Annotated in this window: 22 protein-coding genes; 9 read left to right on the forward strand and 13 right to left on the reverse strand. The window is 66.1% G+C overall.

Annotated elements, in window-relative coordinates:
* The first annotated feature begins 264 nt into the window (after positions 1-264).
* Positions 265-1677 (forward strand): class II fumarate hydratase, encoded by a 1413-nt coding sequence (locus PV764_RS11860; protein ID WP_421116673.1) that lies wholly within the window; start codon positions 265-267, stop codon positions 1675-1677.
* A 167-nt stretch (positions 1678-1844) separates the two neighbouring features.
* Here the strand turns inward: PV764_RS11860 and PV764_RS11865 are convergent, their stop codons facing one another.
* The 7 genes from PV764_RS11865 to PV764_RS11895 all read right to left on the reverse strand — a co-directional run bounded on the left by PV764_RS11865 (position 1845) and on the right by PV764_RS11895 (position 6429).
* On the reverse strand, positions 1845-2270 hold the full coding sequence (locus tag PV764_RS11865; protein ID WP_046273903.1) for a hypothetical protein: 426 nt from the start codon (positions 2268-2270) through the stop codon (positions 1845-1847).
* A gap of 95 nt (positions 2271-2365) precedes the next feature.
* A complete protein-coding gene (locus PV764_RS11870; protein WP_019185939.1) occupies positions 2366-2974 on the reverse strand; it encodes a DUF2884 family protein in 609 nt (202 codons plus the stop codon).
* A 28-nt stretch (positions 2975-3002) separates the two neighbouring features.
* Positions 3003-3884, reverse strand: coding sequence for a DUF4097 family beta strand repeat-containing protein (locus PV764_RS11875; protein WP_070470545.1), 882 nt, complete (start codon positions 3882-3884; stop codon positions 3003-3005).
* A gap of 28 nt (positions 3885-3912) precedes the next feature.
* A complete protein-coding gene (locus PV764_RS11880; RefSeq protein ID WP_019185941.1) occupies positions 3913-4941 on the reverse strand; it encodes a hypothetical protein in 1029 nt (342 codons plus the stop codon).
* Positions 4938-5813 (reverse strand): ABC transporter ATP-binding protein, encoded by an 876-nt coding sequence (locus PV764_RS11885; protein ID WP_019185942.1) that lies wholly within the window; start codon positions 5811-5813, stop codon positions 4938-4940. The genes PV764_RS11880 and PV764_RS11885 overlap by 4 nt, the downstream gene beginning before the upstream one ends.
* Positions 5810-6172 carry a GntR family transcriptional regulator gene (locus tag PV764_RS11890; RefSeq protein ID WP_019185943.1) on the reverse strand — a complete coding sequence of 121 codons (363 nt, stop codon included), beginning with the start codon at positions 6170-6172 and terminating at the stop codon, positions 5810-5812. Before PV764_RS11890 ends, PV764_RS11885 begins: the two co-directional genes overlap by 4 nt.
* Before the next feature lie 2 nt (positions 6173-6174).
* Positions 6175-6429, reverse strand: coding sequence for a hypothetical protein (locus PV764_RS11895; protein ID WP_026070209.1), 255 nt, complete (start codon positions 6427-6429; stop codon positions 6175-6177).
* A 465-nt stretch (positions 6430-6894) separates the two neighbouring features.
* Here PV764_RS11895 and PV764_RS11900 point away from each other — a divergent pair, with 465 nt between their 5' ends.
* The 6 genes from PV764_RS11900 to PV764_RS11925 all read left to right on the forward strand — a co-directional run bounded on the left by PV764_RS11900 (position 6895) and on the right by PV764_RS11925 (position 13026).
* Positions 6895-7503, forward strand: coding sequence for a glutathione peroxidase (locus PV764_RS11900; RefSeq protein WP_284129056.1), 609 nt, complete (start codon positions 6895-6897; stop codon positions 7501-7503).
* A gap of 84 nt (positions 7504-7587) precedes the next feature.
* Complete coding sequence (locus PV764_RS11905) at positions 7588-8568, forward strand: FKBP-type peptidyl-prolyl cis-trans isomerase (RefSeq protein ID WP_019185946.1); 981 nt, start codon at positions 7588-7590, stop codon at positions 8566-8568.
* A gap of 22 nt (positions 8569-8590) precedes the next feature.
* Positions 8591-9940, forward strand: coding sequence for a UDP-glucose dehydrogenase family protein (locus PV764_RS11910; protein WP_070425477.1), 1350 nt, complete (start codon positions 8591-8593; stop codon positions 9938-9940).
* Positions 9933-10172, forward strand: a complete 240-nt coding sequence (locus tag PV764_RS11915; RefSeq protein ID WP_019185948.1) for a SlyX family protein — start codon at positions 9933-9935, stop codon at positions 10170-10172. Before PV764_RS11910 ends, PV764_RS11915 begins: the two co-directional genes overlap by 8 nt.
* A 9-nt stretch (positions 10173-10181) precedes the next feature.
* The gene (locus tag PV764_RS11920) at positions 10182-10874 is read left to right on the forward strand and encodes a DUF2058 family protein (RefSeq protein WP_421116674.1); all 693 of its coding nucleotides are present in this window, start codon (positions 10182-10184) and stop codon (positions 10872-10874) included.
* A gap of 67 nt (positions 10875-10941) precedes the next feature.
* A complete protein-coding gene (locus PV764_RS11925; protein ID WP_284129057.1) occupies positions 10942-13026 on the forward strand; it encodes an acyltransferase family protein in 2085 nt (694 codons plus the stop codon).
* A 16-nt stretch (positions 13027-13042) separates the two neighbouring features.
* On the opposite strand, the gene PV764_RS11930 is transcribed toward PV764_RS11925, so the two are convergent.
* The 5 genes from PV764_RS11930 to PV764_RS11950 all read right to left on the reverse strand — a co-directional run bounded on the left by PV764_RS11930 (position 13043) and on the right by PV764_RS11950 (position 20575).
* Complete coding sequence (locus PV764_RS11930) at positions 13043-14413, reverse strand: amidohydrolase family protein (RefSeq protein WP_343312607.1); 1371 nt, start codon at positions 14411-14413, stop codon at positions 13043-13045.
* Between the two features lie 72 nt (positions 14414-14485).
* Complete coding sequence (locus PV764_RS11935) at positions 14486-15691, reverse strand: MFS transporter (RefSeq protein ID WP_421116675.1); 1206 nt, start codon at positions 15689-15691, stop codon at positions 14486-14488.
* 90 nt (positions 15692-15781) lie between these two features.
* Entirely contained in the window at positions 15782-18523 is a 2742-nt protein-coding gene (gene metH, locus PV764_RS11940; protein ID WP_265183210.1) for a methionine synthase, read from the reverse strand.
* A 6-nt stretch (positions 18524-18529) separates the two neighbouring features.
* Positions 18530-19636 carry a homocysteine S-methyltransferase family protein gene (locus PV764_RS11945; protein ID WP_284129060.1) on the reverse strand — a complete coding sequence of 369 codons (1107 nt, stop codon included), beginning with the start codon at positions 19634-19636 and terminating at the stop codon, positions 18530-18532.
* A gap of 9 nt (positions 19637-19645) precedes the next feature.
* Complete coding sequence (locus PV764_RS11950) at positions 19646-20575, reverse strand: ArsR/SmtB family transcription factor (RefSeq protein WP_284129061.1); 930 nt, start codon at positions 20573-20575, stop codon at positions 19646-19648.
* A gap of 111 nt (positions 20576-20686) precedes the next feature.
* Between PV764_RS11950 and PV764_RS11955 the strand changes: the two genes are divergently transcribed.
* Both PV764_RS11955 and PV764_RS11960 read left to right on the forward strand, forming a co-directional pair.
* Positions 20687-21871, forward strand: coding sequence for an acyl-CoA dehydrogenase family protein (locus tag PV764_RS11955; protein WP_390330509.1), 1185 nt, complete (start codon positions 20687-20689; stop codon positions 21869-21871).
* 134 nt (positions 21872-22005) lie between these two features.
* Complete coding sequence (locus PV764_RS11960; RefSeq protein ID WP_284129062.1) at positions 22006-22305, forward strand: hypothetical protein; 300 nt, start codon at positions 22006-22008, stop codon at positions 22303-22305.
* A 244-nt stretch (positions 22306-22549) separates the two neighbouring features.
* Here the strand turns inward: PV764_RS11960 and PV764_RS11965 are convergent, their stop codons facing one another.
* The gene (locus tag PV764_RS11965; protein WP_046274306.1) at positions 22550-25723 is read right to left on the reverse strand and encodes a multidrug efflux RND transporter permease subunit; all 3174 of its coding nucleotides are present in this window, start codon (positions 25721-25723) and stop codon (positions 22550-22552) included.
* Between the last annotated feature and the right edge of the window lie 3 nt (positions 25724-25726).

The following is a 25726-nucleotide window of genomic DNA, read 5'->3' on the forward strand; positions in this document are numbered from 1 at the left end:
GAATGGCACCCGCGGTCGCCAGGGCGGCGAGGGCGGTCATCGGTGCGTGCGCGCTCGCACGCCCGGTACTACTGTCGGGATCGTCACCCATGGGGGCGGCAGTCTGTCTGAATGAAAACGAATCCCGAGTCTAGCCGATCCACCGCGTGGTTGGGTTTCAACGGTGCTTGGGAGTATCGTGATCAGAGCCGCCAGCCAGGGAATCAGGCCCGTTGCCAGCCGCAGGTTCCCTTTCATCCACGAAAGATGTGCGGAGTTGAAGCAATGAGCAAGGGTTTCAGGATTGAACACGACAGCATGGGCGAACTGCAGGTGCCCGCCGATGCGTTGTGGGGCGCGCAGACCCAGCGCGCCGTCGATAATTTCCCGGTGTCGGGCCAGCGCATGCCGCGCGGTTTCATCCGCGCGCTCGGCCTGGTCAAGGGGGCTGCGGCCAACGTCAACGTCGAGCTGGGCCATCTGCCGCGCAACATCGGCAAGGCCATCGAAGCGGCCGCTGCCGAAGTCGCCGATGGGCGCCATGACGCGCACTTCCCGATCGATGTGTACCAGACCGGTTCGGGCACTTCCTCGAACATGAATGCCAACGAGGTCATCGCCACGCTGGCCAACCGTGCCGGCAAGGCGGGCAAGACCGCGGTGCATCCCAACGATCACGTCAACCAGGGGCAGAGCTCCAACGACGTGATCCCGACCGCGCTGCGCGTTTCGGCGCTGCTGGGCGTGCATGAGCAGCTGCTGCCTTCGCTGGTGCACCTGCGCAAGACTATCGACAAGCGTGGCCGCGCGCTGCGCAAGGTGGTCAAGACCGGCCGCACCCATCTGATGGATGCGATGCCGCTGACCTTCGAACAGGAATTCGGTGCGTGGTCGGCGCAGTTGTCCTCTGCCCAGGAGCGCATCGAAGACAGCCTCAAGCGCCTGCGTCGGCTGCCGCTGGGCGGCACCGCCATCGGCACCGGCATCAATGCCGACCCGCGTTTCGGCGTGCAGGTGGCCAGGCAGCTCAAGCAGCAGACCGGCATCAAGTTCGACAGCGCCGAGAACAAGTTCGAAGGCCTGGCCGCGCAGGACGATGCGGTTGAACTGTCCGGCCAGCTCAACGCGTTGGCGGTGGCACTGATCAAGATCGCCAACGACCTGCGCTGGATGAATGCCGGTCCGCTGGCCGGACTTGGCGAGATCGAACTGCCGGCGCTGCAGCCGGGCAGCTCGATCATGCCGGGCAAGGTCAATCCGGTGATTCCCGAAGCCACCGTGATGGTGTGCGCCCAGGTGATCGGCCACCACACCGCGATCACCGTGGCCGGCCAGACCGGCAACTTCCAGTTGAACGTGACGCTGCCGTTGATCGCCGCGAACCTGCTGGATGGCATCAATCTGCTGGCCAACATCACCCGCCTGCTGGCCGATACCGCGATCGCCGGGTTGAAGGTGCGCGAGGATCGCGTCCGCGAGGCACTGGACCGCAATCCGATCCTGGTGACCGCGTTGAACCCGATCATCGGCTATGAGAAAGCCGCCGCGATCGCCAAGCGTGCCTACAAGGAACAGCGCCCGGTGCTGGAGGTGGCCAAGGAAGACAGCGGTCTGTCCGAGGCCGAACTGCGCAAGCTGCTCGATCCGGCCGCGCTGACCGCTGGTGGCATCCACGCCGGCGGCGGCGGGGGCGGTTGAGCGCGCGTACTACCTGAAACGAAAAACGGGCCGAATGGCCCGTTTTTTTCTGCGTGAGCCCCGTAGCGGCCGTCGGCCCCAGGGCAAAATCAAGGAGGAGGTCGTCGCTGCCAGGCGGCGGACGGGGGACATTTGCCCAGGGGCCTGCCGGCCGCTGCGGGGCTCAGTCAGTGGCGGTCGGCCTGCAGATTGCCGAAGGTCTCGGTGTAATCCTTGAATTCGGGAATCTTCGTGGTCAGGTCCGGCGGGATCGGCTGCATGCCATCGGGCACCTGGATCTTCACCGAGCGCTTGGCCGGGTCCGGCGGAGCATCGGTCAAGGTGTTCTGGCGCAGCACCTGCAACTGGCCGAACATGCCCTGCAGCATCGCCTGCTGCTCTTCGTTGAGCGGGATCTCGATCTCATCGATCTTCATGTGCCCGTTGGGCAGGATGATGATGTTCGGCGCAGGTGCGCGGCGCACGGTGACCATGCCGTCGCTGACGGTGATCTTCGGCTTGCTGCGCTCGGCGCGGTGATTGCGGTACTCCTGGTCGCAACCGGTGGCGACGAGGCAGAACAGGGCGAACAGCAACAGACTCAGCTTCTTCATGAGCAGGCAACAACGCGTGCGGCGGGAACGCAGATTGTAGTCCCCTGGCGCCGGGAAGGGCCTGCCTGCGACGCATCGTCGCAGGCAGGGGCCGCTTACTTGCCGCAGTCGTCGATGTCTTTCTGGTCCATGGTCGCGTAGGGCTGGAAGGCCGGCAGCGCGGCCGCCAGCGCCTGCTGTCTGGCCATCATCCCGGGCAGCAGGCCGCACAGCTTCTGGGCCTGGCCTTCGATCTTCCTGGCCTCCTCGTTCACCCGCGCTTCGATGCCCTGGGTGTCACCGGAGAACATGCCCTTGATCGCCTCACCGGCCGCCTTCACGCCGAGATTGGCGCCGGCCACGCCGATCTCCATGCCCGCACTGGCCAGCGACTCGACCTGCTTGCGGTAGTCCTGCAGCAGCGCACGCTGGTGGGCATCCACCGGCACCGCCTTGCCATCGATCAGCAGGTCGCCCTGGGGGCTGATCTCGGCCTTGGGAGATTTGCCATTGGAGATGGAGATGTTGCCCTGGGCGATTTCCCGGCGGGCCTTGTCAGTGGCTTCCTGCACGGTCTTGCCGATGCTGTCGGTATCCAGCGCGCTGGTGGCCGGGGCGGCGGCGCTCTGGTCGGCGGGGGCTTTGCCCTTTCCGCTGTCCGGGGCGGTACAGGCTGCGATGGGCAGGCACAACAGCAGGGCAGGCAGCAGCAGTCGAGTTGTCATGGTCCGTATCCGTTGAGGGTAAAGAGGCTTACTTGCCGCGCGGCAGTTCAACCCGGCCGCGTACATTGCTGTGGCGGATATCGCCGCTGCCACTGTTGGCGACGCGCAGGTCGCCACCGACATCACGGGCCGTCACATCGCCGGAGCCATGGCGTTCCACCGTGACGCTGCCGCCGATGTCGCGCAGCTCGGTATCGCCGGAGCCGACGGTGCCGATCCGCACGTTGCCCTTGGCCTGGCGCACGTCGGTGTCGCCGGAGCCGACCACGCCGATCTCGACATTGCCGCCGACGGTATCCAGCTCGAAGTCGCCCGAGCCGATGGTGCCGACCTTGGCGTCGCCGCGTACGTTGCGGGCCTTGAAATCACCCGAGCCGACCGAGAGCAGGTTCAGTGCACCGGCCCCATCGAGGATGACATCGCCCGAGCCGACTGCCGCGGTCACCAGCCCTTTGATGTTCTCCAGCTTGATATCCCCGGAGCCGACATCGGCGCTGAGCGAATGCGCACCGCTGACGCTGGCATCGCCGGAGCCGACCTTCATCTGGACCAGGAGCGTGTCCGGCACCGTGCCGCGCAGGTCCAGGTAGGCATAGCTGCTGCCGCTCATGGTGAGGCTGCGCCCTTCGCGCTGCAGGCGGACGACGAGCTTGTCGCCGACCTTCTGCTGGGTGACCGTGAGTTGGCGCAGCCAGTCCGCGTTGGAGGCGCAGGCGCGCCCGCCGAGCTGGGCCGCACCGGGGCCGGCCTGCAGCACCAGGTCGTGCTGGTTCACTTCGAACACCACGGCCTTGGCACCGGCCAGGTCGAGCTTGAGGTCGCGCGGTTCGTTGAACTTGCACTGCGGTTCATTGGCGAGCGCGGTCAGCGGCAGCAGCAACAGGGAAGCAACAGCGAGCTTGCGGATCATGGGTGGCTCCTCGAAGAAGGGCGGGGGATCAGATTTCGCCAGCGCGGCGGCGCAGGCGGATGGCTAGGAACAGGAACACCACGCCGGCGGCAGCCCCGATCCACAGTTCCGGCATGGCCAGGGCGGCCAGCTGGTGGCTTGGGCCCAGTTCGTTGACCAGGTTGTCCATGTTGCCGTTGCCACTGAACATGGACTCACCGCGGTAGAACTGGTCGCTGGCCGGGACCGCGCTGAGCAGCAGGCGGCCAACGATATGCTTCCAGAACCAGCCGCCGGTCAGGTCGAACAGGGTCATCACCTTGGTGGTGCTGACGATGATGCCGGCGAACAGCGGCAGCATCACCGCCCACAGGAACGGCTTGGTCTTGGCCCAGGCCGAGCACAGCAGCAACCAGCCAACGGTCGGCAGCGCCCAGAGCAGGTAGACCGGAATCCAGGACAGGTGGCCGGCGATGATGGTCAGCGGGCTGGCAGGGCCCCAGATCAGCATCATCGGATCACCGCCGTGGGCGATCACCACGATCGAGATCATCACCAGGAAACCGAGCATGGTCAGGGCCGAGGCGATCACCGCGATGATCGGGGCGATCAGCAGCGCACTCACGGCCTTGGACAGCACCGTGGCGGTATCCGACAGCGGCAGCGATTTCCAGAACAGGATGCTGCGGTCGCGGCGGTCGTCGTACAGGGCGCCCAGGCAGTAGAAGAACACCACGAAGGCGAGCACGATCAGCGGCCAGCCCGAGCTCAGGATCAGGGTCAGGTCCAGGCCATTGGCCAGGTCGTGCAGGTCCTTGGCATCGAGCTTGCTGGTCAGCAGGCTCAGGTCAAGGCCGTTGATGTTGACGCTTTCGTTGTCGATGTGGATGCCGCCGCTCTTGACCGCACGGTGCATGGCGACCAGGCCGAACACGATGCCGAGCAGGCTCATCACCAGCGAGATGCCGCCGGCGATCACCGGCGCATACAGGAAGCCGCCGCGGTTTTCCCAGTACTCACGCTTGAGCAGCCACTTGAACGCACTGGCCTTGCTGATGGGATGGTTGACGGTGTTCATGCGTAGGTTCCCTTCATGATGGCCACGAACAGATCCGCCAGCCCCGGGCTGCGGATTTCGCCCAGGGGCGTGAGCTGGGCGCGTGGCACCCCGTCGAACAGCAGCACGGTCTTGCCGAAGGGCAGGGCACGTTCGTCGATCGGCTTGAGCGCGCGTGCGGCCTCCACCGCATCGGCCGACACCAGCACTTCGGTATAGCGTTCGCCGATGTCTTCCATGTCGGTGGTCAACACGATGCGGCCATCGCGGATGAACATCACATCGGTGAGGATGTGCTCGATCTCTTCCACCTGGTGGGTGGTGACGATGATGGTCTTCTGCTCGTCGAAGTAGTCCTCCAGCAGGCGCTGGTAGAACTCCTTGCGGTACAGGATGTCCAGGCCCAGGGTCGGTTCGTCCAGCACCAGGACCTTGGCATCGATGGCCATCACCAGCGCCAGGTGCAGCTGCACGATCATGCCCTTGGACAGTTCGCGCACGCGCTGCTTGGGATGCAGTTTGGTGGAGGCCAGGAAGCGTTCGCAGCGCGCCCGGTCGAAACGCGGGTGGGTGCCGGCGACGAAATCGATGGCCTCGCGCACCTTCATCCAGCGCGGCAGCACCGCCACGTCGGCGATGAAGCACACATCGTTCATCAGGGCGTTGCGCTGTACGGTCGGGTCCAGCCCGAGCACGCGCAGCTCGCCTTCCACCGAGGTCAGGCCCAGCAGCGCCTTGAGCAGGGTGGTCTTGCCGGCGCCGTTGGGGCCGATCAGGCCGGTGATGCGGCCGGGCGCGATCGTGAAACTGGTGTTGTCCAGTGCCACGGTCTGTTTATAGGCCTTGCGCAGGCCTCGAGCGGAAATGACGACATCACTTGCAACGGCATTCATGAGGATTTCCCCTGGGGCAGCAATTCGTCGAGGTTCAGGCCCAGGCGCTGGATGCGTTCCAGGACCAGCGGCCATTCTTCATTGAGGAACCGGTCGCGCTCGCTGCTGCGCAGCTGCGTGGCCGCTTCTTCGGTCATGAACATGCCCAGGCCGCGGCGCTTCTCGACCAGGCCTTCATCAGCCAGTTCCTGGTAGGCGCGCGAAACGGTGATGGGATTGAGCTGGTACTCGGCGGCAACCTGCCGGACCGAAGGCAGGGCGTCGCCCGGCTTGATGATGCCGTCAAGCATCATGGCGATCACGCGCTCTTTCAGCTGGCGGTAGATCGGAGCACCATCGCTCCATTGAATATCGCTCATGGTCAGCTCCGTGGGTTCAGCGACTGCGCGAATGAGAAGTAAGGCATGGACAGGGAGCTGTGCAGCCGGCGGGGAGGCGTGGGGGCGCCGTCGGCGGTCCCTGCCTCGATGACGCCTGCGTCCTGCGGGCCTTCAAACACATTGGCGCTGGCAGGGCTGCCAGCGTCACCGGAAGGGATGCCGAACCAGCCCAGCAGCAGCAACGCCGAGGCGGCGGTGACGGCTTTGGCGGCGTGGTGGTGGCGCATGCGGTTCATGGGCTTCCCCTGTCTAGGTGACTGGTGTTGTATGCAACTATAACACCGGCACGCCGAAGATCAACAGGGCGAGCAACCCAACTGATGGCAGGGGGCGTGTGACAGCCTCCATGGTTTCCCAAGTTATTGAATATAAAGACATATATCTGCACGTGAGCTGCCGATGCGGGCCAGCGCACATTCATTGATGTCAATGGTATGGCAAGTGGGCGCCGTATTCAGGTGATCGAATCGGTGAGGTTGGCCTGTCGGTCCACACCGCCAGACGCGGCAAAACGGCGCTGAATGCGGCGGGCAGCATCGACGGGGCCGTGCCCGGCCACGGCGCATTGCGGCGAGGCGTCCTGCCGGCGGACCAACGGCGTCCGGCGGCAAAAACACCGGTGATATAGTGCCCGCCGCCGTCCTGGCCGCCCTCGCCGGGCGCATTCAGGCCTTCGTTCTTCCCCACTCTGGAGTGTCGCGATGCATCACGTGTCTTTGTTGTCGCCCATCCGCTGCGGCCGCATTCCGCGCCGGGCGCGGTGGTCCGTGCTGTTGCTGGCGGCCGGCCTGCTGGTGGGCGCCTCTGCCCAGGCGGCCGATCTGCTGGATGTGAGCTATCGCCCGCTGGCCGGCAAGGGCGAGGTCAATCTGGCCAGGCAGTACGGCGGCAAGGTGCTGCTGGTGGTCAACACCGCCAGCAAGTGCGGATTCACCCCGCAGTACGAAGGCCTGGAAGCGCTGCAGCGAAAGTACGCCGCGCGTGGTTTCTCGGTGCTGGGCTTCCCGTCCAATGACTTCAAGGGCCAGGAGCCGGGTGACGAAGCCCAGATCCAGGAGTTCTGCACGCTGACCTATGGCGTCAAGTTCCCGATGTTCCAGAAGGTGGTCGTCACCGGGCCGGAGGCGACGCCGTTGTATCGCAGCCTGGCCACGGCCACGGCCGTGTCGCCCGGCTGGAACTTCCACAAGTATCTGATCAGCCGCGATGGCCGGGTGGTGGCGCAGTTCCCGAGCAAGGTCACGCCGGACGATCCGAAACTGGTCGCGGCGATCGAACGTGAACTGTCTGTCACGGCCAACAAGCACTGACGATATCGACATCTCGGACGCGCGTGCGACAATGGTTGCTTTCGCGCCGACGTCGGCGTCCAGTCACTTCCAGGAATGCAGCGAATGAAGATGGGAATGCGCGGCGCCGCGGCGTCGGTTCTGATTCTGGCGATGGGTGCCACCGGTACCGCGATGTCGCAACAACCAGCCGCCCGCGCGGCTGTCAAGGAGACTTCCACTTTGAATACCCAACGCGAAAAGCTTGGCTACGCCATCGGTATCGATGTCGCCAATTCGTTCGGTCCGATCTCCAGCGAGATCGACCTGGCCGCCCTGCGCCGCGGCGTGACGAATGCCTTTGAAGGCAAGCAGCCGCTGATCAGCCAGGAAGAGGCGCAGAAGACCGACGCCGCCCTGCGCCAGGCCGTGATGGCCAAGAGCGGCCAGCCGGTTCCGGGCGTTGCCCCGGGCACCGCGCCGCCGAAGGTGGACCGCGAGAAGGTCGGCCTGATGCTGGGCAGCTTCGCCGTGGGCCCGTCGCTGGCGCCGCTGAAGGACGATCTGGACCTGGACGCGCTGTTCGATGCGGTCAGCACCACCTTCAACAACGGCACCCCGAAGATGACCGCCGAGCAGGCCAAGGCCACGCTGGAAGGCTTCATGAAGGGCAAGCAGGCCGAGATGGACGCCAAGTCCGCCGCCCAGGCCGGTACCAACCGCGTGGAAGGCAACAACTTCCTGGCCAAGAACAAGACCGTGCCGGGCGTGGTGACCACCGCCTCGGGTCTGCAGTACCAGGTGCTGCGTCCGGGTTCGGGCGAGCGTCCGATGCCGACCAGCAAGGTGCGCGTGAACTACGAAGGCAAGCTGCTCGACGGCACCGTGTTCGACAGCAGCTACCAGCGCGGCCAGCCGATCGAGTTCGGCCTGGACCAGGTGATCAAGGGCTGGTCCGAAGGCGTGTCGCTGATGCCGACCGGCTCCAAGTACCGCTTCTGGATTCCGGGCGAGCTGGCCTATGGCGAGCAGGGCACCCCGGGTGGTCCGATCGGTCCGAACGCGACGCTGACGTTCGACGTCGAGCTGCTGAACGTTCTGCCGTAACGGATCTGGAGCCCCACCGCCCATGCGCGTTGCGATTTTCGGTACCGGCTATGTCGGTCTTGTCACGGGTACCTGCCTGGCCGAGGTTGGCCATCAGGTGATCTGTGTCGACATCGACCAGGCCAAGGTCGACGGGCTCAACAACGGGATCATCCCGATCTATGAGCCCGGCCTGGAGCCGATGGTCAAGGCCAACCACGCTGCGTCGCGGTTGGTCTTCACCTCCGACGCCGCCACCGCGATCGCGCATGGCCAGGTGATCTTCATTGCCGTGGGCACGCCACCGGACGAGGACGGCAGTGCCGACCTGCAGTACGTGCTGGCCGTGGCCCGCACCATCGGCCGGCACATCACCGCGCCGGTGGTGGTGGTGAACAAATCGACCGTGCCGGTAGGCACGGCCGACAACGTCCGTGAGGCCATCGCCCAGGCGCTGGCCGAGCGCGGCGTGGAGATCGCGTTCGACGTGGTCTCCAATCCCGAATTCCTCAAGGAAGGTGACGCGGTCGCCGACTGCATGCGGCCGGACCGCATCGTGGTAGGCGCGTCCAATCCCGACTCGGTCGCGCTGATGCGCCGCCTGTATGCGCCGTTCAACCGCAACCACGACCGCGTGGTGGAGATGGACGTGCGCTCGGCCGAGCTCACCAAGTACGCGGCCAATGCGATGCTGGCGACCAAGATTTCGTTCATGAACGAAATCGCCAACATCGCCGAGAAGGTCGGTGCCGACATCGAGCAGGTCCGACAGGGCATCGGCTCGGATCCGCGCATCGGCTGGCACTTCATCTATCCCGGCGCCGGTTACGGCGGCTCGTGCTTCCCCAAGGATGTGCAGGCCCTGGCCCGGACCGCCCAGCAGTACGGCCATGAGCCCAAGCTGTTGAACGCGGTGGAAGCCGTCAACGAACATCAGAAGGGCCATCTGTACGCGCTGATCCAGCGCCACTACGACCGTGGCGAGGATGAAGGCGTGCGCGGCAAGACCTTCGCGGTGTGGGGCCTGGCTTTCAAGCCGAACACCGATGACATGCGCGAAGCCTCCAGCCGCCGCCTGCTGGCGCAGCTGTGGGAAGCCGGTGCCCGGGTGCGCGCCTACGATCCGGAAGCGACCGACGAAGCGCGCCGCATCTTCGGTGAGCGCGATGACCTGGTGTTCTGCGATGATGCCTATGACGCCCTCGACGGCGCCGATGCGCTGGTCGTGGTCACCGAATGGAAGCAGTTCCGCAGCCCGGATTTCATCCGCCTGCGTGAGATGCTCAGCGATGCGGTCGTGTTCGACGGCCGCAATCTGTACGACCCGCAGGAAATCGAAGCCGCGGGCCTGGCTTACTACGGCATTGGCCGGGGACGTTCGTTGAATGCATGAGTCCACACCCTCCGAGCGCGAACAGGCACTGGAAGCACGCCTGATCGAGCTGGAAATGCGCGTCTCCTTCCAGGAGCAGGCGCTGGCCGAACTGAGCGAGGCCTTGGCCGATGCACGCATGGAAGGCAATCGCAATGCCGACCTGACCCGCATCCTGCTTGAAGACCTCGGCAAGGTCCGCACTGCGCTGTATTCCGATTCGGCCGAAGAGCCGCCGCCTCCGCATTACTGATCTGACGTCATGAGCGATACTCTCCGCGACCAGCTGCTGGGCCTTGGCTTCAAAGCCGCGCCCAAACCCGAACGAACCAACGACCGCAAGCCGGACCGTCGGCCCGATGCGCGCCGCGATGGCCGACCGGCCGGCAAGCCGCAGGGCGCACGCCCGGCCGGCAAGCCCGGCGAGGGCCAGCGGCCCGCGCGTGACGGTGATCGCCGTCCACCGGGCAAGGGCCGTCCTGCCGGCGCCCGCCCGCCGCAGGGCGCGCCTGGCAAGCCGCGCTCGCGCGAGGATATCGATCTCGCCAAGGCGTATGCGATCCGTGCGCAGAAGGAAAAGGACGACCGCATCGAGGCCGAGCACCTGAAGCAGGAAGAGGCGCGTATCCGCCGCGAGGCCAAGGCCAAGCTGGAGGTCCTGCTGGAAGGCAAGTCTCTCAATGCTGAAGCAGCCGACATCGCGCGCCACTTCCCGTACGGCGGCAAGATCAAGCGTATCTACGTCACCGCCGATCAGCTCAAGGCGCTCAATGCCGGTGAGCTTGGTGTGCTGCAGCAGAACGGCCGGTACGTGCTGGTCACTGCCGCCGTGCTGGCCGAGGCCGAAGCGGTGTTCGCACCGTCGGTGGCGCTGAAGGTCGATCCGGATGCACCGGCTGGCGAAGATCCGTACGCCGATCCGCAGTACCAGGTGCCGGACGACCTGGTCTGGTAAGCCGACGCCACCATTGTTGAATGCACTGGGCGCCGGCAGGCGCCCGTTGCATGTCAGGAGCAGGGCCATGCAGGAACGCAGTCCCGGGTATTTCCCGCACATCGATGGCCTGCGTGCGATCGCAGTGCTGGCGGTCATCCTCTACCACCTCAAGGCCAGCTGGTTGCCCGGCGGCTTCACCGGCGTGGACGTGTTTTTCGTCATCTCCGGCTTCGTGGTCAGTGCCTCGGTGGATCGCCTGCCGGCGGTGAGCGGCTGGGCCGGGCTGGCCCGTTTCTATGCGCGCCGCATGCGCCGCATCGCCCCGGCGCTGGTGGTCTGCCTGCTGTTCACGGCAATGCTCAGCGCGCTGCTGATTCCCGAATCGTGGCTCAGCGAAACCAGCGACAAGACCGGGCGCATGGCCTTCGTCGGGCTGAGCAACTGGGTGCTGGCCAGTACCGGCAACGATTACTTCTCACCGCGCACCGAATTCAACCCGTACACGCACACCTGGTCGTTGGGCGTGGAAGAGCAGTTCTACCTGCTGTTCCCCCTGTTGTTCCTGGCCTGGGCCAAAGGCCCGCGCGGGCGCTGGGTATCGCTGGGGCTGTTCGGCGTGGCGGTCGCGGCATCGCTGGGGTATGCGGTGTTCCGTGCGCGCCAGGGCGGCCATGAGATCGATGCGTTCTATCTGACCACCACGCGGTTCTGGCAGCTGGGCGCTGGCGTGCTGCTGTTCCAGGTGTTGTCGCTCAGCGGCCGGTTCACGCCGCTGACGGCATCGCCGCGCGGCATCAGCTGGCGCTCGCCGCTGTTGCTGCTCAGCGTTGGCGCACTGGGCTATGGGCTGTGGTCCGCGCGTCCGGGTCATTCGCCCTGGATCGACGGGCTTTGGCCGGTGCTGGGCACGCTGGGCCTGCTTGGTCTGCTGCAGCGCGCGCCAGGGGGCTGGATCGGCCGCGCGCTGGCGACCACGCCGATGGTGACGATCGGCCGCCTGTCCTATTCGCTGTACCTGTGGCACTGGCCGGTTTTCGTGCTGTTCCGCTGGACGGTGGGCCTTGAGACGGTGGCCACCGGCGCGGCCGCACTGCTGTGCGTGGCGCTGCTGTCCTGGCTGTCCTGGCGCTGGGTGGAACAGCCCCTGCGGCATGGCGGACGCTGGCGCATCAGCAACGCACGCTGGGTCGCGGTCGGGGTGGCCGCGCTGGTGCTTGGCGCCGGGCTGCAGACGGCGTTGGTCAAGACCCAGCAGTACACCTCGCTCAGCGTGGTCAGCCGCGCCCCGCTGGACTGGTATCCCTATGCCAAGGGGCTCAAGAAGGAAATCCCGGACTGCCGCGTGCGGGTCAGCAACGTGCCGGTGCAGGGCGGGCAGGCACGCCTGTACGAGCGCGGCCAGTGCCCGGGACGCGCCGCCTCCACGCGCCAGCTGTTCGTGGCCGGTGATTCGCATGCGCTGGCCTACCACGAGATGTTGCAGCGCCTGGCCGTGCTGGATGGCGCAACGATCCGGCTGTACGGCAGCGGGGGCTGTGCGCTGGTCGGGTTGCGTGCCTGGCAGGGCCCCAATCCGGCGTGTGATGCGTATGTGCGCAACGTGCTGGAGGATATCCAGGCCCGTGCGCAGCCGGGCGATGTGGTGTTGCTGGCCGGGCTGCGGCTGCCGCGTCTGTCCGAGCAGTACACCGTGTTCGATATCGCGCAGGTACGTGCCGAACATCTGAGCGAGGCGGCCGATGCCGGTCGCCGGGCCGAGGTCGCGTCCTGGATTGCTCAGCTCACCCCGCTGGCCGAGCGCGGCGTGCACATCGTGCTGGAAGCGCCCAAGCCGGTACTGCCCGCGCCGCCGTACCGCTGCTCGGATGTGTTCAACCGGCACAACCCGATCTGCGTCAATGGCATGACTGTGCCGCGCAGCGAGATCGAGCAGCTGCGTGCGCCGGTGCTGACCGGCCTGCAGCAGGTGGCGGATGCGCTGCCGGGGGCGTCGATCTGGGATCCGATGCCGCTGCTGTGCCCCGGCGAGCAGTGCCTGCCGACCCGCGAGGGCAAGCCGCTGTTCTTCGATGGCGATCATCTCAGCGGCTATGGCAATCGACTGCTGCTGCCTGATTTCCAGGCCCGGCTGAAGCGCCTGGAGGCGACGGCGCCGGCCGCCGCCCCCTGAATCCCATCGCCCGCGATCAGTCGCGGGCAGCCGTGCCTGCTTCGGCCTCGATCGGGCCGGCGACCTGCTGGCCCGCCTGCCAGACCGCATCGATCCGGCGGCTGTTGCGGATGTCCTGAAGCGGGTTGGCCCCCAGAACCAGCAGATCCGCACGGCGACCGACCGCGATCCGACCGCGATCGTCCAGGCCAAGCAGGCGTGCGGCGTCGGCGGTGGCTACCTGCAACGCCTGCGCCGGGGTGAAACCGGCCTGGGTCATCAGCTCCAGCTCGCGATGCTCGGCGACGCCGATCACGCGCTGCGGCATCGCGCCGGCATCGGTACCGAAGCCGATGTTCACACCGGCCTCGTGCAGCGTTTTCAGATTACGCAGGTTCATGGCCACCGCTGCGCGTGCCTTGGGGATGCCATCGCCCGCCAGCTGCGCCTTCTGCCACTGTGGTTGCTGCCAGCGCTCACGCACGGCTGCCGGCAGGGCGTTGGCCACGAACGGCTGCTGCAGCCACTGCGGGTTCTCTGCGTACAGATAATTCGCCTCGTCGATGTTGACCGTCGGGATGTACCACACGCCCTTGTCGCGCATCGCGCTGACCAGCGCCGGGGCGACCGGCGTATCGCGGATGCCGTGCGCGATGATGTCCACGCCGGCCTCGACCAGATCCGCTGCCGGCGCCTGGTCGTGGATGTGCGCGGCCACCTTGAGCTGGTGCTGGTGCGCCTCATCGATCGCCGCGCGGTAGATCGGTGGCGCCATCATCGGGAAGCGGCCACCGAGGTCGTCCACCCACAGCTTGATCACGTCCACCCCGGCCTGCTGCTGCGCGCGGACTGCGGCGCGGGCCTGGTCGGGCGTGGTCGGGCGTGCCACGGGGTCGTGCTCGAGCCCCATCGTTTTGGCCGGCGGGGCGCCTGCGGCCGCGCCGATGCCGCCACCGGCGCCGTACAGCTGCGCACCGAGCGTGGGTTGGTCACGGACTTCGGCGCGGATCGTGGTGAACGCAGCGCCGTTCATGCCCAGCGCGGTCACCGTGGTGATGCCGTAGCGCTGGAACTGCTGCAGGTCGCGGAGCACGTGATCACGGGTGTAGAAGCGGTCGCCATGCTCCAGCCCGTCGGTATTGCCGACGTGGATGTGGTTGCTGACCAGGCCGGGCAGGATCATCTTGCCCTGGTAGTCGATGCGCTTGGCACCCTTGGCCAGTGCGGGCGGCGGTGGGCCGATGTGTGCGATGCGCTCATCGCGCAGCGTCAGCGTGGTGATGCCCAGGTCGCGTTCGCCGTCGAACACGCGGGCGTTGTCGAGAATGATCGGGGGGGCTGCGTTCGCGGTGGCACAGGCCGCCACGAGGGCGGTGAACAGGGTCGGCAGGCGAAGGGAACGTCGCATGGGGACTCCGGGGTTGGGGAATCCCGAGCGTACCGGCACCAACGTGACGGCAGGGCCACGCACGGCGTGGCGCTACACGGCCCCGGGCTTCCGGCTGGCGGCCCGCAACAGCGGCAGGCTGATCGCGAAGAAGCACAGCAGGGCGCCGGCCAGCGCGAATCCGCTGGCCGCCAGGAATGCGGTGCGGCCCTGATCGATCGGCCACAGCTGGCCCGCGATCAACGCACCGAGCACACCGCCCACACCCGAGGAGAAGCCGTACAACACGCCCTGGCCGTGCCCATTGAGGCGGCCGGGGAAGTAGGTGGCCAGCATCTGCATCGCAGCGGCGAAGAAGGCCGCAAAGCCCAGTGCATGCGCGGTCTGGGCGACCAGCATCACCGGCAGGTTCTGCGGGAACAGTGCGGTGATCGCCCAGCGCACGGTGGAGCTGAGCAGGGCGATCAGCAGCATCCAGCTGGCGTCATAGCGGCGGAAGAAGCGGCCGATGGTGAAGAACACGCCGACTTCGAACACCACCCCGACCGTCCACAACACGCCCAGCGTGGAAGTCGCGTAGCCGTGGTGGTCCATGTAGACCGAGAAGAACGTGTAGTACGGGCCGAACGACAGCTGCTCCATGAAGGCGGCCAGGAAGAACGCCAGTACCTGCGGCTTGCGCACGATCTGCCAGAAACCAGTGACATCGCCGTCGCTGCGCTGCAGGTTGCGCGCATAGCGGTTGGCGAAGCCCGAGGCCGTAAGCAGGCCGAACAGCGGCAGCATCAGCCACGGCAGCAGGTGTGCATTGCCGGCGCCGCCGTCACCTTCGATGATCCAGCCAAACAGCATCACCACCACGATGAAACCCAGCGAGCCCCACACCCGGATAAGTCCGTAGCGATGGCTGTCGCTGCCCAGGTGGGTCAGCGTGATCGATTCGAACTGCGGCATCACTGCGTTGTAGAAGAAGCAGAACGCGATCATCGCCGGGTACAGCCAGGGCTGCGGCAACGGCAGCAGGAAGGCGCAGAACGTCAGCAGCGTGAGCACACAGCCCAGCCGCAGCCAGAAGATCGGGCGCGGCGAGGCGGCGGCAATGGAGGTCCACGTGGTCGGCGCGACGATACGGGTGGCATACCACAGCCCCATCATCACGCTGATCGCGGTGACGCTCATGCCGCGCGAGGTCAGGAACAGCGACCAGTAGGGCGTGAACGCGCCGAGGGCGGCGTAGTAGACCAGGTAGAACGACGAGAGGCGGACGGCCGGGACGGCGTCGCGGGGGAGGGCGGTCATGCAGGGTCTCGGAGGGCGCGCACCCGCCAACAGTGGGTGCCTACCCGTGCATTATGCCGGTAGCACCCGACCGTGGGTCGGGTGACGCGGTCATTCCGGATCGTAATCCAGGTTGGAGGCCAGCCAGCGTTCGGCCTGCACGCGGTCCACGCCCTTGCGCTTGGCATAGTCCACCACCTGCTCGCGCGAGACCCGGCCGACCACGAAATACTGGCTCTGCGGGTGGCTGAAGTAGTAACCCGATACCGCCGCGGTGGGCAGCATCGCAAAGCTCTCGGTCAGCTGCATGTCCGCAGTGCGCTCGGCGTCGAGCAAGTGGAACAGCGTGGCCTTCTCGCTGTGCTCCGGGCAGGCCGGATAGCCCGGGGCAGGGCGGATGCCGGTGTACTTCTCGGCGATCAGCGACTCATTGTCCAGCTGCTCATCGGGCTGGTAGCCCCAGTAATCCATGCGTACGTGCTGGTGCAGGCGCTCGGCCAGGGCTTCGGCCAGGCGGTCGGCCAGTGCCTTGAGCAGGATCGCGTTGTAGTCGTCATGGTCGGCCTCGAAACGGGCCACGTGCGGGTCGATGCCGATGCCGGCGGTCACGGCGAACGCGCCGATCCAGTCCTGCTTGCCCGTGTCGGCCGGGGCAATGAAATCGGCCAGGCAGAAGTCCGGGCGCTCGACCGGCTTGTCGACCTGCTGGCGCAGGAAGTGCAGCACGGCCGGGCCGTTGTCGGTGCGCAGGTGCACGTCATCGCCGACGCTGTTGGCCGGCCACAGCCCGAACACCGCCTTGGCAGTCAGCCACTTCTCCTCGACGATGCGGGAGAGCATCGCGCGGGCATCCTGGTACAGATCCGTCGCCTGGGGCCCGACGATCTCGTCGGTCAGGATCGCCGGGAACTTGCCGGCCAGTTCCCAGGCTTGGAAGAACGGGGTCCAGTCGATCACCTCGACCAGGTCGGCCAACGGGTAATCGTCGAGCACATGCAGGCCCGGCCTGCGCGGCGTCGGCGGCGTGTAGTTCGCCCAGTCGCCCACGAAGCGCTGGGCGCGTGCCTTGGCCAGGGGCACCAGGCGCTTGGCATCGCCACGGTTGCGGTGGCGCTGGCGGATGTCGGCGTAGTCGGCCTCATTGGCGGCCACGAAGGCATCGCGCAGCTCGCGCGAGATCAGCGACTGCGCGACGCCGACCGCGCGCGAGGCATCCTTCACCCACACCGTGGGCGCCTTGTAATGCGGGTCGATCTTCAGCGCCGTGTGCGCACGCGAGGTGGTGGCGCCGCCGATCATCAGCGGCATCGTGAAGCCCTGCCGCTCCATCTCGCGGGCGACGTGGCTCATCTCTTCCAGCGAGGGGGTGATCAGCCCGGACAGGCCGATGATGTCCGCGTTTTCAGCACGCGCGGCGTCGAGGATCTTCTGCGCCGGCACCATCACGCCCAGATCGACCACATCGAAGTTGTTGCAGGCCAGGACCACGCCGACGATGTTCTTGCCGATGTCGTGCACGTCGCCCTTGACCGTGGCCATGATGATCTTGCCGTTGCTCTTGGCGGTGTCGCCACTGCGTGCCTTCTCGGCCTCGATGTAGGGCAGCAGGTAGGCCACCGCCTTTTTCATCACGCGTGCGGACTTGACCACCTGCGGCAGGAACATCTTGCCGGCGCCGAACAGGTCACCGACGATGTTCATGCCGTCCATCAGCGGCCCCTCGATCACATCCAGCGGCCGCGTCGAGCGCGCACGCGCTTCTTCGGTGTCCTGCTCGACCCAGGCGTCCATGCCGTGTACGAGCGCATGCGCAAGGCGGTCGTTGACCGGCTTCTCGCGCCAGGCCAGATCTTCGCCGCGCACTTCGCCTTTCTTGCCCTTGTAACGCTCGGCGATCTCCAGCAAGCGCTCGGTGCCGTCGCTGCGGCGGTTGAGGATCACATCCTCCACGCGCTCGCGCAGTTCCGGGTCCAGGTCATCGTAGATCGGCATCGCGCCGGCATTGACGATGCCCATGTCCATGCCCGCGCCAATGGCATGGAACAGGAACACGGAGTGGATCGCCTGGCGTACGGTTTCATTGCCGCGGAAGGAGAAGGACACATTGGAGACACCGCCGGAGACATGGCAGTGCGGCAGGGTGCGCTTGATGATGCGGGTGGCTTCGATGAAGTCGACCGCGTAGTTGTCGTGTTCCTCGATACCGGTGGCGACGGCGAAGATGTTCGGGTCGAAGATGATGTCCTGCGGCGGGAAGCCGACCTGTTCGGTCAGGATCCGGTAGGCGCGGGTGCAGATCTCGACCTTGCGCGCGCAGGTATCGGCCTGGCCGTCCTCATCGAAGGCCATCACCACCGCGGCCGCGCCGTAGCGCAGTACCTTGCGCGCCTGCTCGATGAACTGCGCTTCGCCTTCCTTGAGCGAGATCGAGTTGACCACGCTCTTGCCCTGCAGGCACTTCAGCCCGGCCTCGATCACGCTCCACTTGGACGAATCGACCATCACCGGAATGCGCGCGATGTCCGGCTCGGACATGATCAGATTCAGATAGCGCGTCATCGCCTTTTCGGAATCGATCAGGCCCTCGTCCATGTTCACATCGAGGATCTGCGCGCCATTGGCGACCTGCTGGCGCGCCACTTCCACCGCCTCCTCGTAACGCTCTTCCTTCACCAGCTTGCGGAACTGCGCACTGCCGGTGACGTTGGTGCGCTCGCCGATGTTGACGAACAGCAGGTCCGGGGTGATGACCAGCGGCTCGAGACCGGACAGGCGGGTGTGGCGGGAAGACGTCATGGGCAGGCTGGCACGGGCTGGCGGAGGAAGGTCAACGACAACGGGAACGGGGAGCAGGTGCGGTCATGCCGCATCTTCCAGCGGTGGCGCCGGCAGGCGGCGCGGCGGCAGATCGGCCACCGCCTCGGCGATCGCGCGGATGTGCGCCGGGGTAGTGCCGCAGCAGCCGCCCACCAGGTTGAGCAGGCCGGCGCTGGCGAACTCGCGCAGCGTGGTCGCCATTTCTTCCGGGGTTTCGTCGTACTCGCCGAATGCATTGGGCAGGCCCGCATTCGGGTGTGCGCTGACCAGGCACTCCGCCACGGTCGACAGCGTCTCCACGTGGGGCCGCATGTCGCTGGCACCGAGCGCGCAGTTCAGCCCGATCGACAGCGGCCGACCGTGCGCGACCGAGGCGTAGAACGCCTCTGCCGTCTGCCCGGACAACGTGCGCCCGGACGCATCGGTGATGGTGCCGGAGATCATCACCGGCAGCCGCCCGCCGCGGGCATCGAACACTTCTTCGATGGCGAACAGCGCGGCTTTGGCGTTGAGCGTGTCGAAGATGGTTTCCACCATCAGGGTGTCGGCACCGCCGTCGATCAGCCCATCGATGGCCTCGCGATAGGTCTCGCGCAGCGCATCGAAGCTGGTATTGCGGAAACCCGGATCGTTCACGTCCGGGCTGATCGAGGCGGTGCGGCTGGTCGGGCCGAGCACCCCGATCACGAAGCGGGGCTTGCCCGGCGTGGTCGCCGCGACCGCATCGCAGCAGGCCCGCGCCACGGCGGCACCGGCTTTGTTGAGCTCGTAGACCAGGTGCTCAAGGTGGTAGTCGGCCTGGCTGACCGAGGTCGCGTTGAAGGTGTTGGTCTCGACCAGATCGGCACCGGCCTCCAGATAGGCGGTGTGGATGCCGCCGATGACCTCCGGGCGGGTCAACAGCAACAGGTCGTTGTTGCCCTTGAGGTCATGGCCCTGCGGCGCCTCGCCGGATGCGGCATGGTCGCAGCCGGGACCGTGGTGATGGTCGTACCCCCCGGCGAAACGCTCGCCGCGGTAATCGTCCTCCTCCAGCCCGTGCCGCTGGATCATCGTGCCCATGGCGCCATCGATGATCAGGATGCGCTGGGCCAGCGCCGTTTCCAGCGCATGCACGCGGTCGGGGTGGAGCCAGGGCAGGGATGGCATGGGCAGACCTCAGGGCTTGCTGGCAATCAGCGAAATGACTTCGAAATGCGGCGGGCGCTTCTCGCGGGTCACGGTTTCCAGGCTGGAGACGACCAGGCCGGCCTTCTCCACGAACTTGCGCAGTTCCTTGTCGCTGAAACCAAGGTTGACGTGGCCATACGCGTCCACGGCCGCACGGTGTTCGTGACGGGCCAGGCTGCACAGCAGCAGGCGACCGCCCGGGCGCAGCACGCGCGCGCCCTCGGCGACGGCCTGGGCCGGCTTGGCCGCGTAGGTCAGTGCGTGCATCAGCACCACCAGATCGAAGCTCTGGTCGGGGAAGGGCAGGGCGTGCATGTCGCCTTCGCGCACTTCCACGTTGGCCAGCCGGCGCAGGCGCTCGCTGGCGGCGGCGACCACGCGCGCGCTGGTGTCGATGCAGACATAGCGCTTGGCATGCGGGGCGACCAGTTCGGCCAATACGCCGTCACCGGAGGCGATATCAAGCACGTCACCGGTTTCCAGCAGCGGCAGCGCGGTGCGCGCCAGCGCCTCCCAGGTGCGGCCGGGGGAGTAATGGCGTTCCATGTCGCCGGCGACGCTGTCGGCCCAGTTCTGGTCGGCGGCGCGGCTGGCCATCACCGCGGCCACGCGTTCAGCATCCTTGCGCAGCAGCGGATCGTCGCTGCCGGTGCTCAGGGCATGCCACAATGCGCGCTGCGCCGGATCCAGCGCGGCGTCATCGAAGCGGTAATACGCCGAGACGCCCGAGCGACGGTCGCGGACCAGGCCGGCTTCCTTGAGCCGGGCCAGATGGGTGGACACCCGCGGCTGGGCCAGCGTGGTGATGGCCGACAGCTCGGCCACGGTGAGTTCTTCCTGTTCCAGCAGCGCCAGCAGGCGCACCCGGGTGGCGTCGGCGAACACTTTCAGCCGGACGGACCAGTCCTCGAGATCCATAAATATCTACCTATCGCGATATAGAGATATTTTCGTCCTTTGGCGGCGGTGCGGTCAAGTCAGGCGTCCTCTCCCCGCCCCCCGTACAATCGCCCGACCGGGCCGCGCGCACTGCGGCCCCTTTCACTCTGTACCCGGGAGGGTGTTGTGGATTTCAGCTTTACCGAAGAGCAGTTGATGCTGCAGGACGTTGCGCGCCGTATCGCGCAGGAAAAAATCGCGCCCAGCGCCGAACACCACGATCGTACCGGCGAGTTCCCGCTGGAGAACATCCGCCTGCTGGGCGAGAACGGTCTGATGGGCATCGAAGTGCCTGAAGAATACGGCGGCGCGGGCATGGACCCGATCGCCTACGTCCTGGCGATGGTGGAGGTCGCCGCCGGAGACGCTGCGCATTCGACGATCATGTCGGTCAACAATTCGCTGTTCTGCAACGGCATCCTGACCCATGGCAGTGAAGCGCAGAAGCAGAAGTACGTGCGCGCCATCGCCGAGGGCGAGGCCATCGGCGCGTTCGCGCTGACCGAGCCGCAGTCCGGGTCGGATGCGACGGCGATGCGCTGCCGGGCGGTCAAGCAGGCCGATGGCACTTACGTGATCAACGGCAAGAAAAGCTGGATCACCTCCGGCCCGGTCGCCAAGTACATCGTGCTGTTTGCGATGACCGATCCGGACCAGGGCGCGCGTGGCATCACCGCGTTCATGATCGACACCGACAAGGCCGGCTTCCACCGCGGCAAGACCGAGCCGAAGCTGGGCATCCGTGCCTCGGCCACCTGCGAAATCGAGTTCCAGGATTACGTGGCGGCCGCCGAGGATGTCGTCGGCAAGGAAGGCGAGGGCTTCAAGATCGCCATGGGCGTGCTAGACGCCGGCCGCATCGGGATCGCCTCGCAGGCGATCGGCATTGCGCGTGCCGCGTATGAGGCGACGATCGAATACGTGAAGGACCGCAAGGCCTTCGGCGCGGCGATCGGCACCTTCCAGATGACCCAGGCCAAGATCGCCGACATGAAATGCAAGCTGGACGCAGCCCTGCTGCTGACCCTGCGCGCGGCATGGGTGAAGGGCCAGGGCAAGCGTTTCAGCAATGAAGCGGCGATCGCCAAGCTGACCGCCTCCGAAGCGGCCATGTGGATCACCCACCAGGCGGTGCAGATCCACGGCGGCATGGGCTACTCCAAGGAAATGCCGCTGGAGCGTTACTTCCGTGATGCCAAGATCACCGAGATCTACGAGGGCACCTCGGAGATCCAGCGGTTGGTAATCGCGCGCAACGAGACGGGTCTGCGCTGAGGTTCGACGGCCACGACCCACGGTCGTGGCCTGCTGGCGACGGCCGTCGCCTCGCGACCGCCAGCCAGGTAGGTGCCGACCGTTGGTCGGCACGCGTAGTGCAGAATATGCGGTTCCGTTCTGCAGGAGATTCCATGGTGATCTATCGAGGCGCAGGGTTCCTGACGCTGCTCACGCCCATCGCGGCCCTGCTGCTGTTGATGTGGCTGTGGCCGGATCCGAGCGTCGACCACGGCAATACGTCGCTGCGGCAGCTGTTGTTCGGTTTCGCCACCGGGGCGTTCATCAATGTGCTGCTGGGGACATTTCTCAATCACGGTGCGCGCGCGCCCGGCGAGCCTGCCCGTCACCATTTCTTCTACATGCCGATGCAGTGGCCGTCGCTGGCGATCGTGGTCGTCTGCGCGGTATGGGGCGCCATCCGCGTGAATTGATCGCCGGCAGCTGCTCGCCAGGTAGTGCCGGCCGCTGGCCGGCAACCAGGCGGCCCTTCCCGAGCAACCGGAGGAGCCGGCCAGCGGCCGGCACTACCGGGATCGCTTCCGGTCAGCCACACATGGTGTGACCCGGCATGCATGACACACAAAAAAGCCCCGGCTCGCGCCGGGGCTTTTTCGTTTCAGCGTGACCACCCACGGTGGTCACCTGCGGTGGGGCAACCGGGGCTGCCCCTGTCCCTTAACGATCCGGACGGTGCGCCGTGTTGGCTTCGCCCTGGCGTTCCAGGAACTCCTTGGACGGTTCGTCCAGCTTGTCGCCCAGCATGCGGCGGACCACCACGAAGAACACCGGGATCATCAGCAGACCCAGGAAGGTGGCGAACACCATGCCGCCGATCACGCCGGTACCGATCGCGTGACGTGCGTTGGCGCCGGCACCGGTGGAGATGGCCATCGGCACCACGCCCATGATGAAGGCGAAGGAGGTCATCAGGATCGGGCGGAAACGCAGGCGGGAGGCTTCGATGGTCGCTTCGCGCAGGTTCTTGCCTGCGGCCCGCTGCTCCACCGCGAACTCCACGATCAGGATCGCATTCTTCGCGGCCAGGCCGATCACGGTGATCAGGCCGATCTTGAAGTACAGATCGTTCGGCAGGCCACGTGCGAGCGAGAAGGCCAGCGCGCCCAGGACACCCAGCGGCACCACCAGCAGCACCGCCACCGGGATCGACCAGCTTTCATACAGCGCGGCCAGGCAGAGGAACACCACCACGATGGACAGCACCAGCAGCAGGGTCGCGGCGTTGCCGGCCAGGATTTCCTGGTAGGACATGCCCGACCAGTCGTAACCGAAGCCGGCCGGCAGGTCGTCGTTGACGATCCGTTCCATCGCCTGCATCGCCTCGCCCGAGCTGCGGCCTTCCGCCTGCGAGCCGACGATGTTGACCGCCGAGTAACCGTTGTAGCGGCTCAGCGACGGCGGGGCGGACACCCACTCGGACTTCACCACGGTGCTCAGCGGAATCATCGCCTGCGTACCGTCGGCGTTGGTCTGCAGCGTGCTGGGCGTGTAGAAGCTGTTCAACGACTCCGCACCGGTGCGGTACGGACCATCGGCCTGCAGGGTCACGCGCTTGATGCGGCCTTCATAGAAGAAGTCGTTGACGTACACCGGGGCCAGCATCAGCTGGATGGTGCTGTACACGTCCGACACCGACAGCCCCATGGTCTGCGCCTGCACGCGGTCCACGTGCAACTGCAGCTGCGGGGCGTTTTCCAGGCCGTTCGGGCGCACGCCGGTCAGCAGGTCGCTTTCCTGCGCCGCCTTGCCGAGCAGGATGTTGCGGGCCTGCGTCAACTGCTCATAGCCCACGCCGCCACGGTCCTGCAGCCACATGTCGAAGCCGCCGAACTGGCCCAGGCCCTGCACGGTCGGCAGGTTGACCACGAAGATCTGCGCTTCCTTGATGCCGAAGAACGCGCCGTTCATGTTGTTGATGAACTCGGGCACGGTGATGTCGCGGTCCGCCCAGGGCTTGAGGCGGATGAAGCCCATGCCCACGTTTTCACCGGAACCGACGAAGCTGAAACCGGCCACCTGCAGCATGCCTTCGAAGCCATCCTGCTTTTCCAGGATGCCGCGCATCTGGGCGAAGGCGTGGTTGGTCTGCGACTTGGTCGAGCCCGGCGGCAGCTGCACGATCGCCAGCGCATAGCCCTGGTCTTCTTCGGGCAGGAAGCTGCCCGGCATGCGCGTGAACAGGAAGCCGCACAGCACGGTCAGCACCACGAACAGGATCATCCAGCGCGGGGCATGCTTCACCGCCGAGGTGATGTGGCCCACGTAGGTGTTGCTGACCTTGTCGTAGTACTTGTTGAAGGTGCGGTAGACGATGTTCGGGTTGTCGTTGTGCGTCGGCTTGAGGAACGTCGCGCACAGTGCCGGGGTGAAGCCCAGCGCCAGGAACGCCGAGAAGGCCATCGCGATGGCGATCGTCAGCGCGAACTGCTTGTAGATCTCACCGGCGGCGCCGCCCTGCAGGGCCGACGGAATGAACACCGCCGCCAGCACCACGGTAATGGCGACCACCGCACCGGTGATCTGGGTCATGGCCTTCTGGGTGGCGGCCTTGGGCGGCAGCTTCTCCTCGGTCATGATGCGTTCGACGTTCTCGATCACCACGATCGCGTCATCGACCACGATGCCGATCGCCAGCACCATCGCAAACAGCGTCAGCTGGTTGATGGTGAAGCCGATGATGCTCATGCCCAGGAACGTGCCCAGCAGCGCGACCGGGATGACCAGGGTCGGGATCAGCGTGGCGCGGAAGTTCTGCAGGAAGATCAGCATCACCAGGAAGACCAGCGCGACCGCTTCGATCAGGGTCTTGACCACTTCCTCGATCGAGATCTTCACGAAGGTGGTGCTGTCGTACGGCGAGAACCAGCTGACACCGGCCGGGAAGCTCGGGGCCAGTTCGTCCATCTTGGCGGTGACCGCGTTGGCCACGTTCAGTGCGTTGGCGCCCGGCAGCAGCTGGATCGCGAAGGCACCGGTCGGCTTGCCGTTGTACTGGGTATCAAAGCCGTAGTTGTTCGCACCGAAGGCGATCCGGGCGATGTCCTTGAGCAGCACGCGCGAGCCATCGGTGTTGGCGCGCAGGATGATGTTCTCGAACTCTTCCGGCGAGCTGAAGCGGCCTTCGGCCGAGACCGTCGCGGTGAAGTAGTGGCCTTCAGGCGAGGGGTCCGAGCCCAGCGAACCGGCTGCGAACTGCACGTTCTGGTCCTTGATCGCGGCCAGCACCTGGGTGGCCGACAGGCCGTAACCCTGCATCTTTTCCGGGTTGAGCCAGATGTTCATGGCGTACTCGGAACCGAACTGCTGGGTGCTGCCCACGCCGGGGATACGTGAGATCTGGTCGAGCACGCGCGAACCGACGATGTCGTTCAAGGCATCGCGGTCGATCGAGGCGCTGTCGGACTGCAGGGCCACCACCATCAGGAAGCCGGCGTTGGCCTTGGCCACCACCACGCCCTGCTGGGTCACCTCGGTCGGCAGGCGAGGGGTCGCCAGCGACACCTTGTTCTGCACCTGGACCTGGGCGATATCGGCATCGGTGCCGGTTTCGAAGGTCAAGGTGATGGTGACGCGGCCGTTGGAGGCCGAGGAGGAGCTGAAGTACAGCAGGTGATCGATGCCGGTCAGCTGCTGCTCGATCACCTGGGTGACCGACTTTTCGGCGGTGTCGGCGCTGGCGCCGGGGTAGGTAGCGCTCACCGTCACCTGGGGCGGTGCGATGCTCGGGTAGGACTCCACGCCCAGACCCAGGATCGAGATCACGCCCGCAAGCGAGATCAGGATCGCGACCACCCAGGCGAATACCGGGTGTTCAATGAAAAATTTAGGCATGAC

Origin of the sequence: Stenotrophomonas sp. AS1 (assembly GCF_048957655.1) — a bacterium.
In the GTDB taxonomy this organism is placed as follows: domain Bacteria; phylum Pseudomonadota; class Gammaproteobacteria; order Xanthomonadales; family Xanthomonadaceae; genus Stenotrophomonas; species Stenotrophomonas bentonitica_A.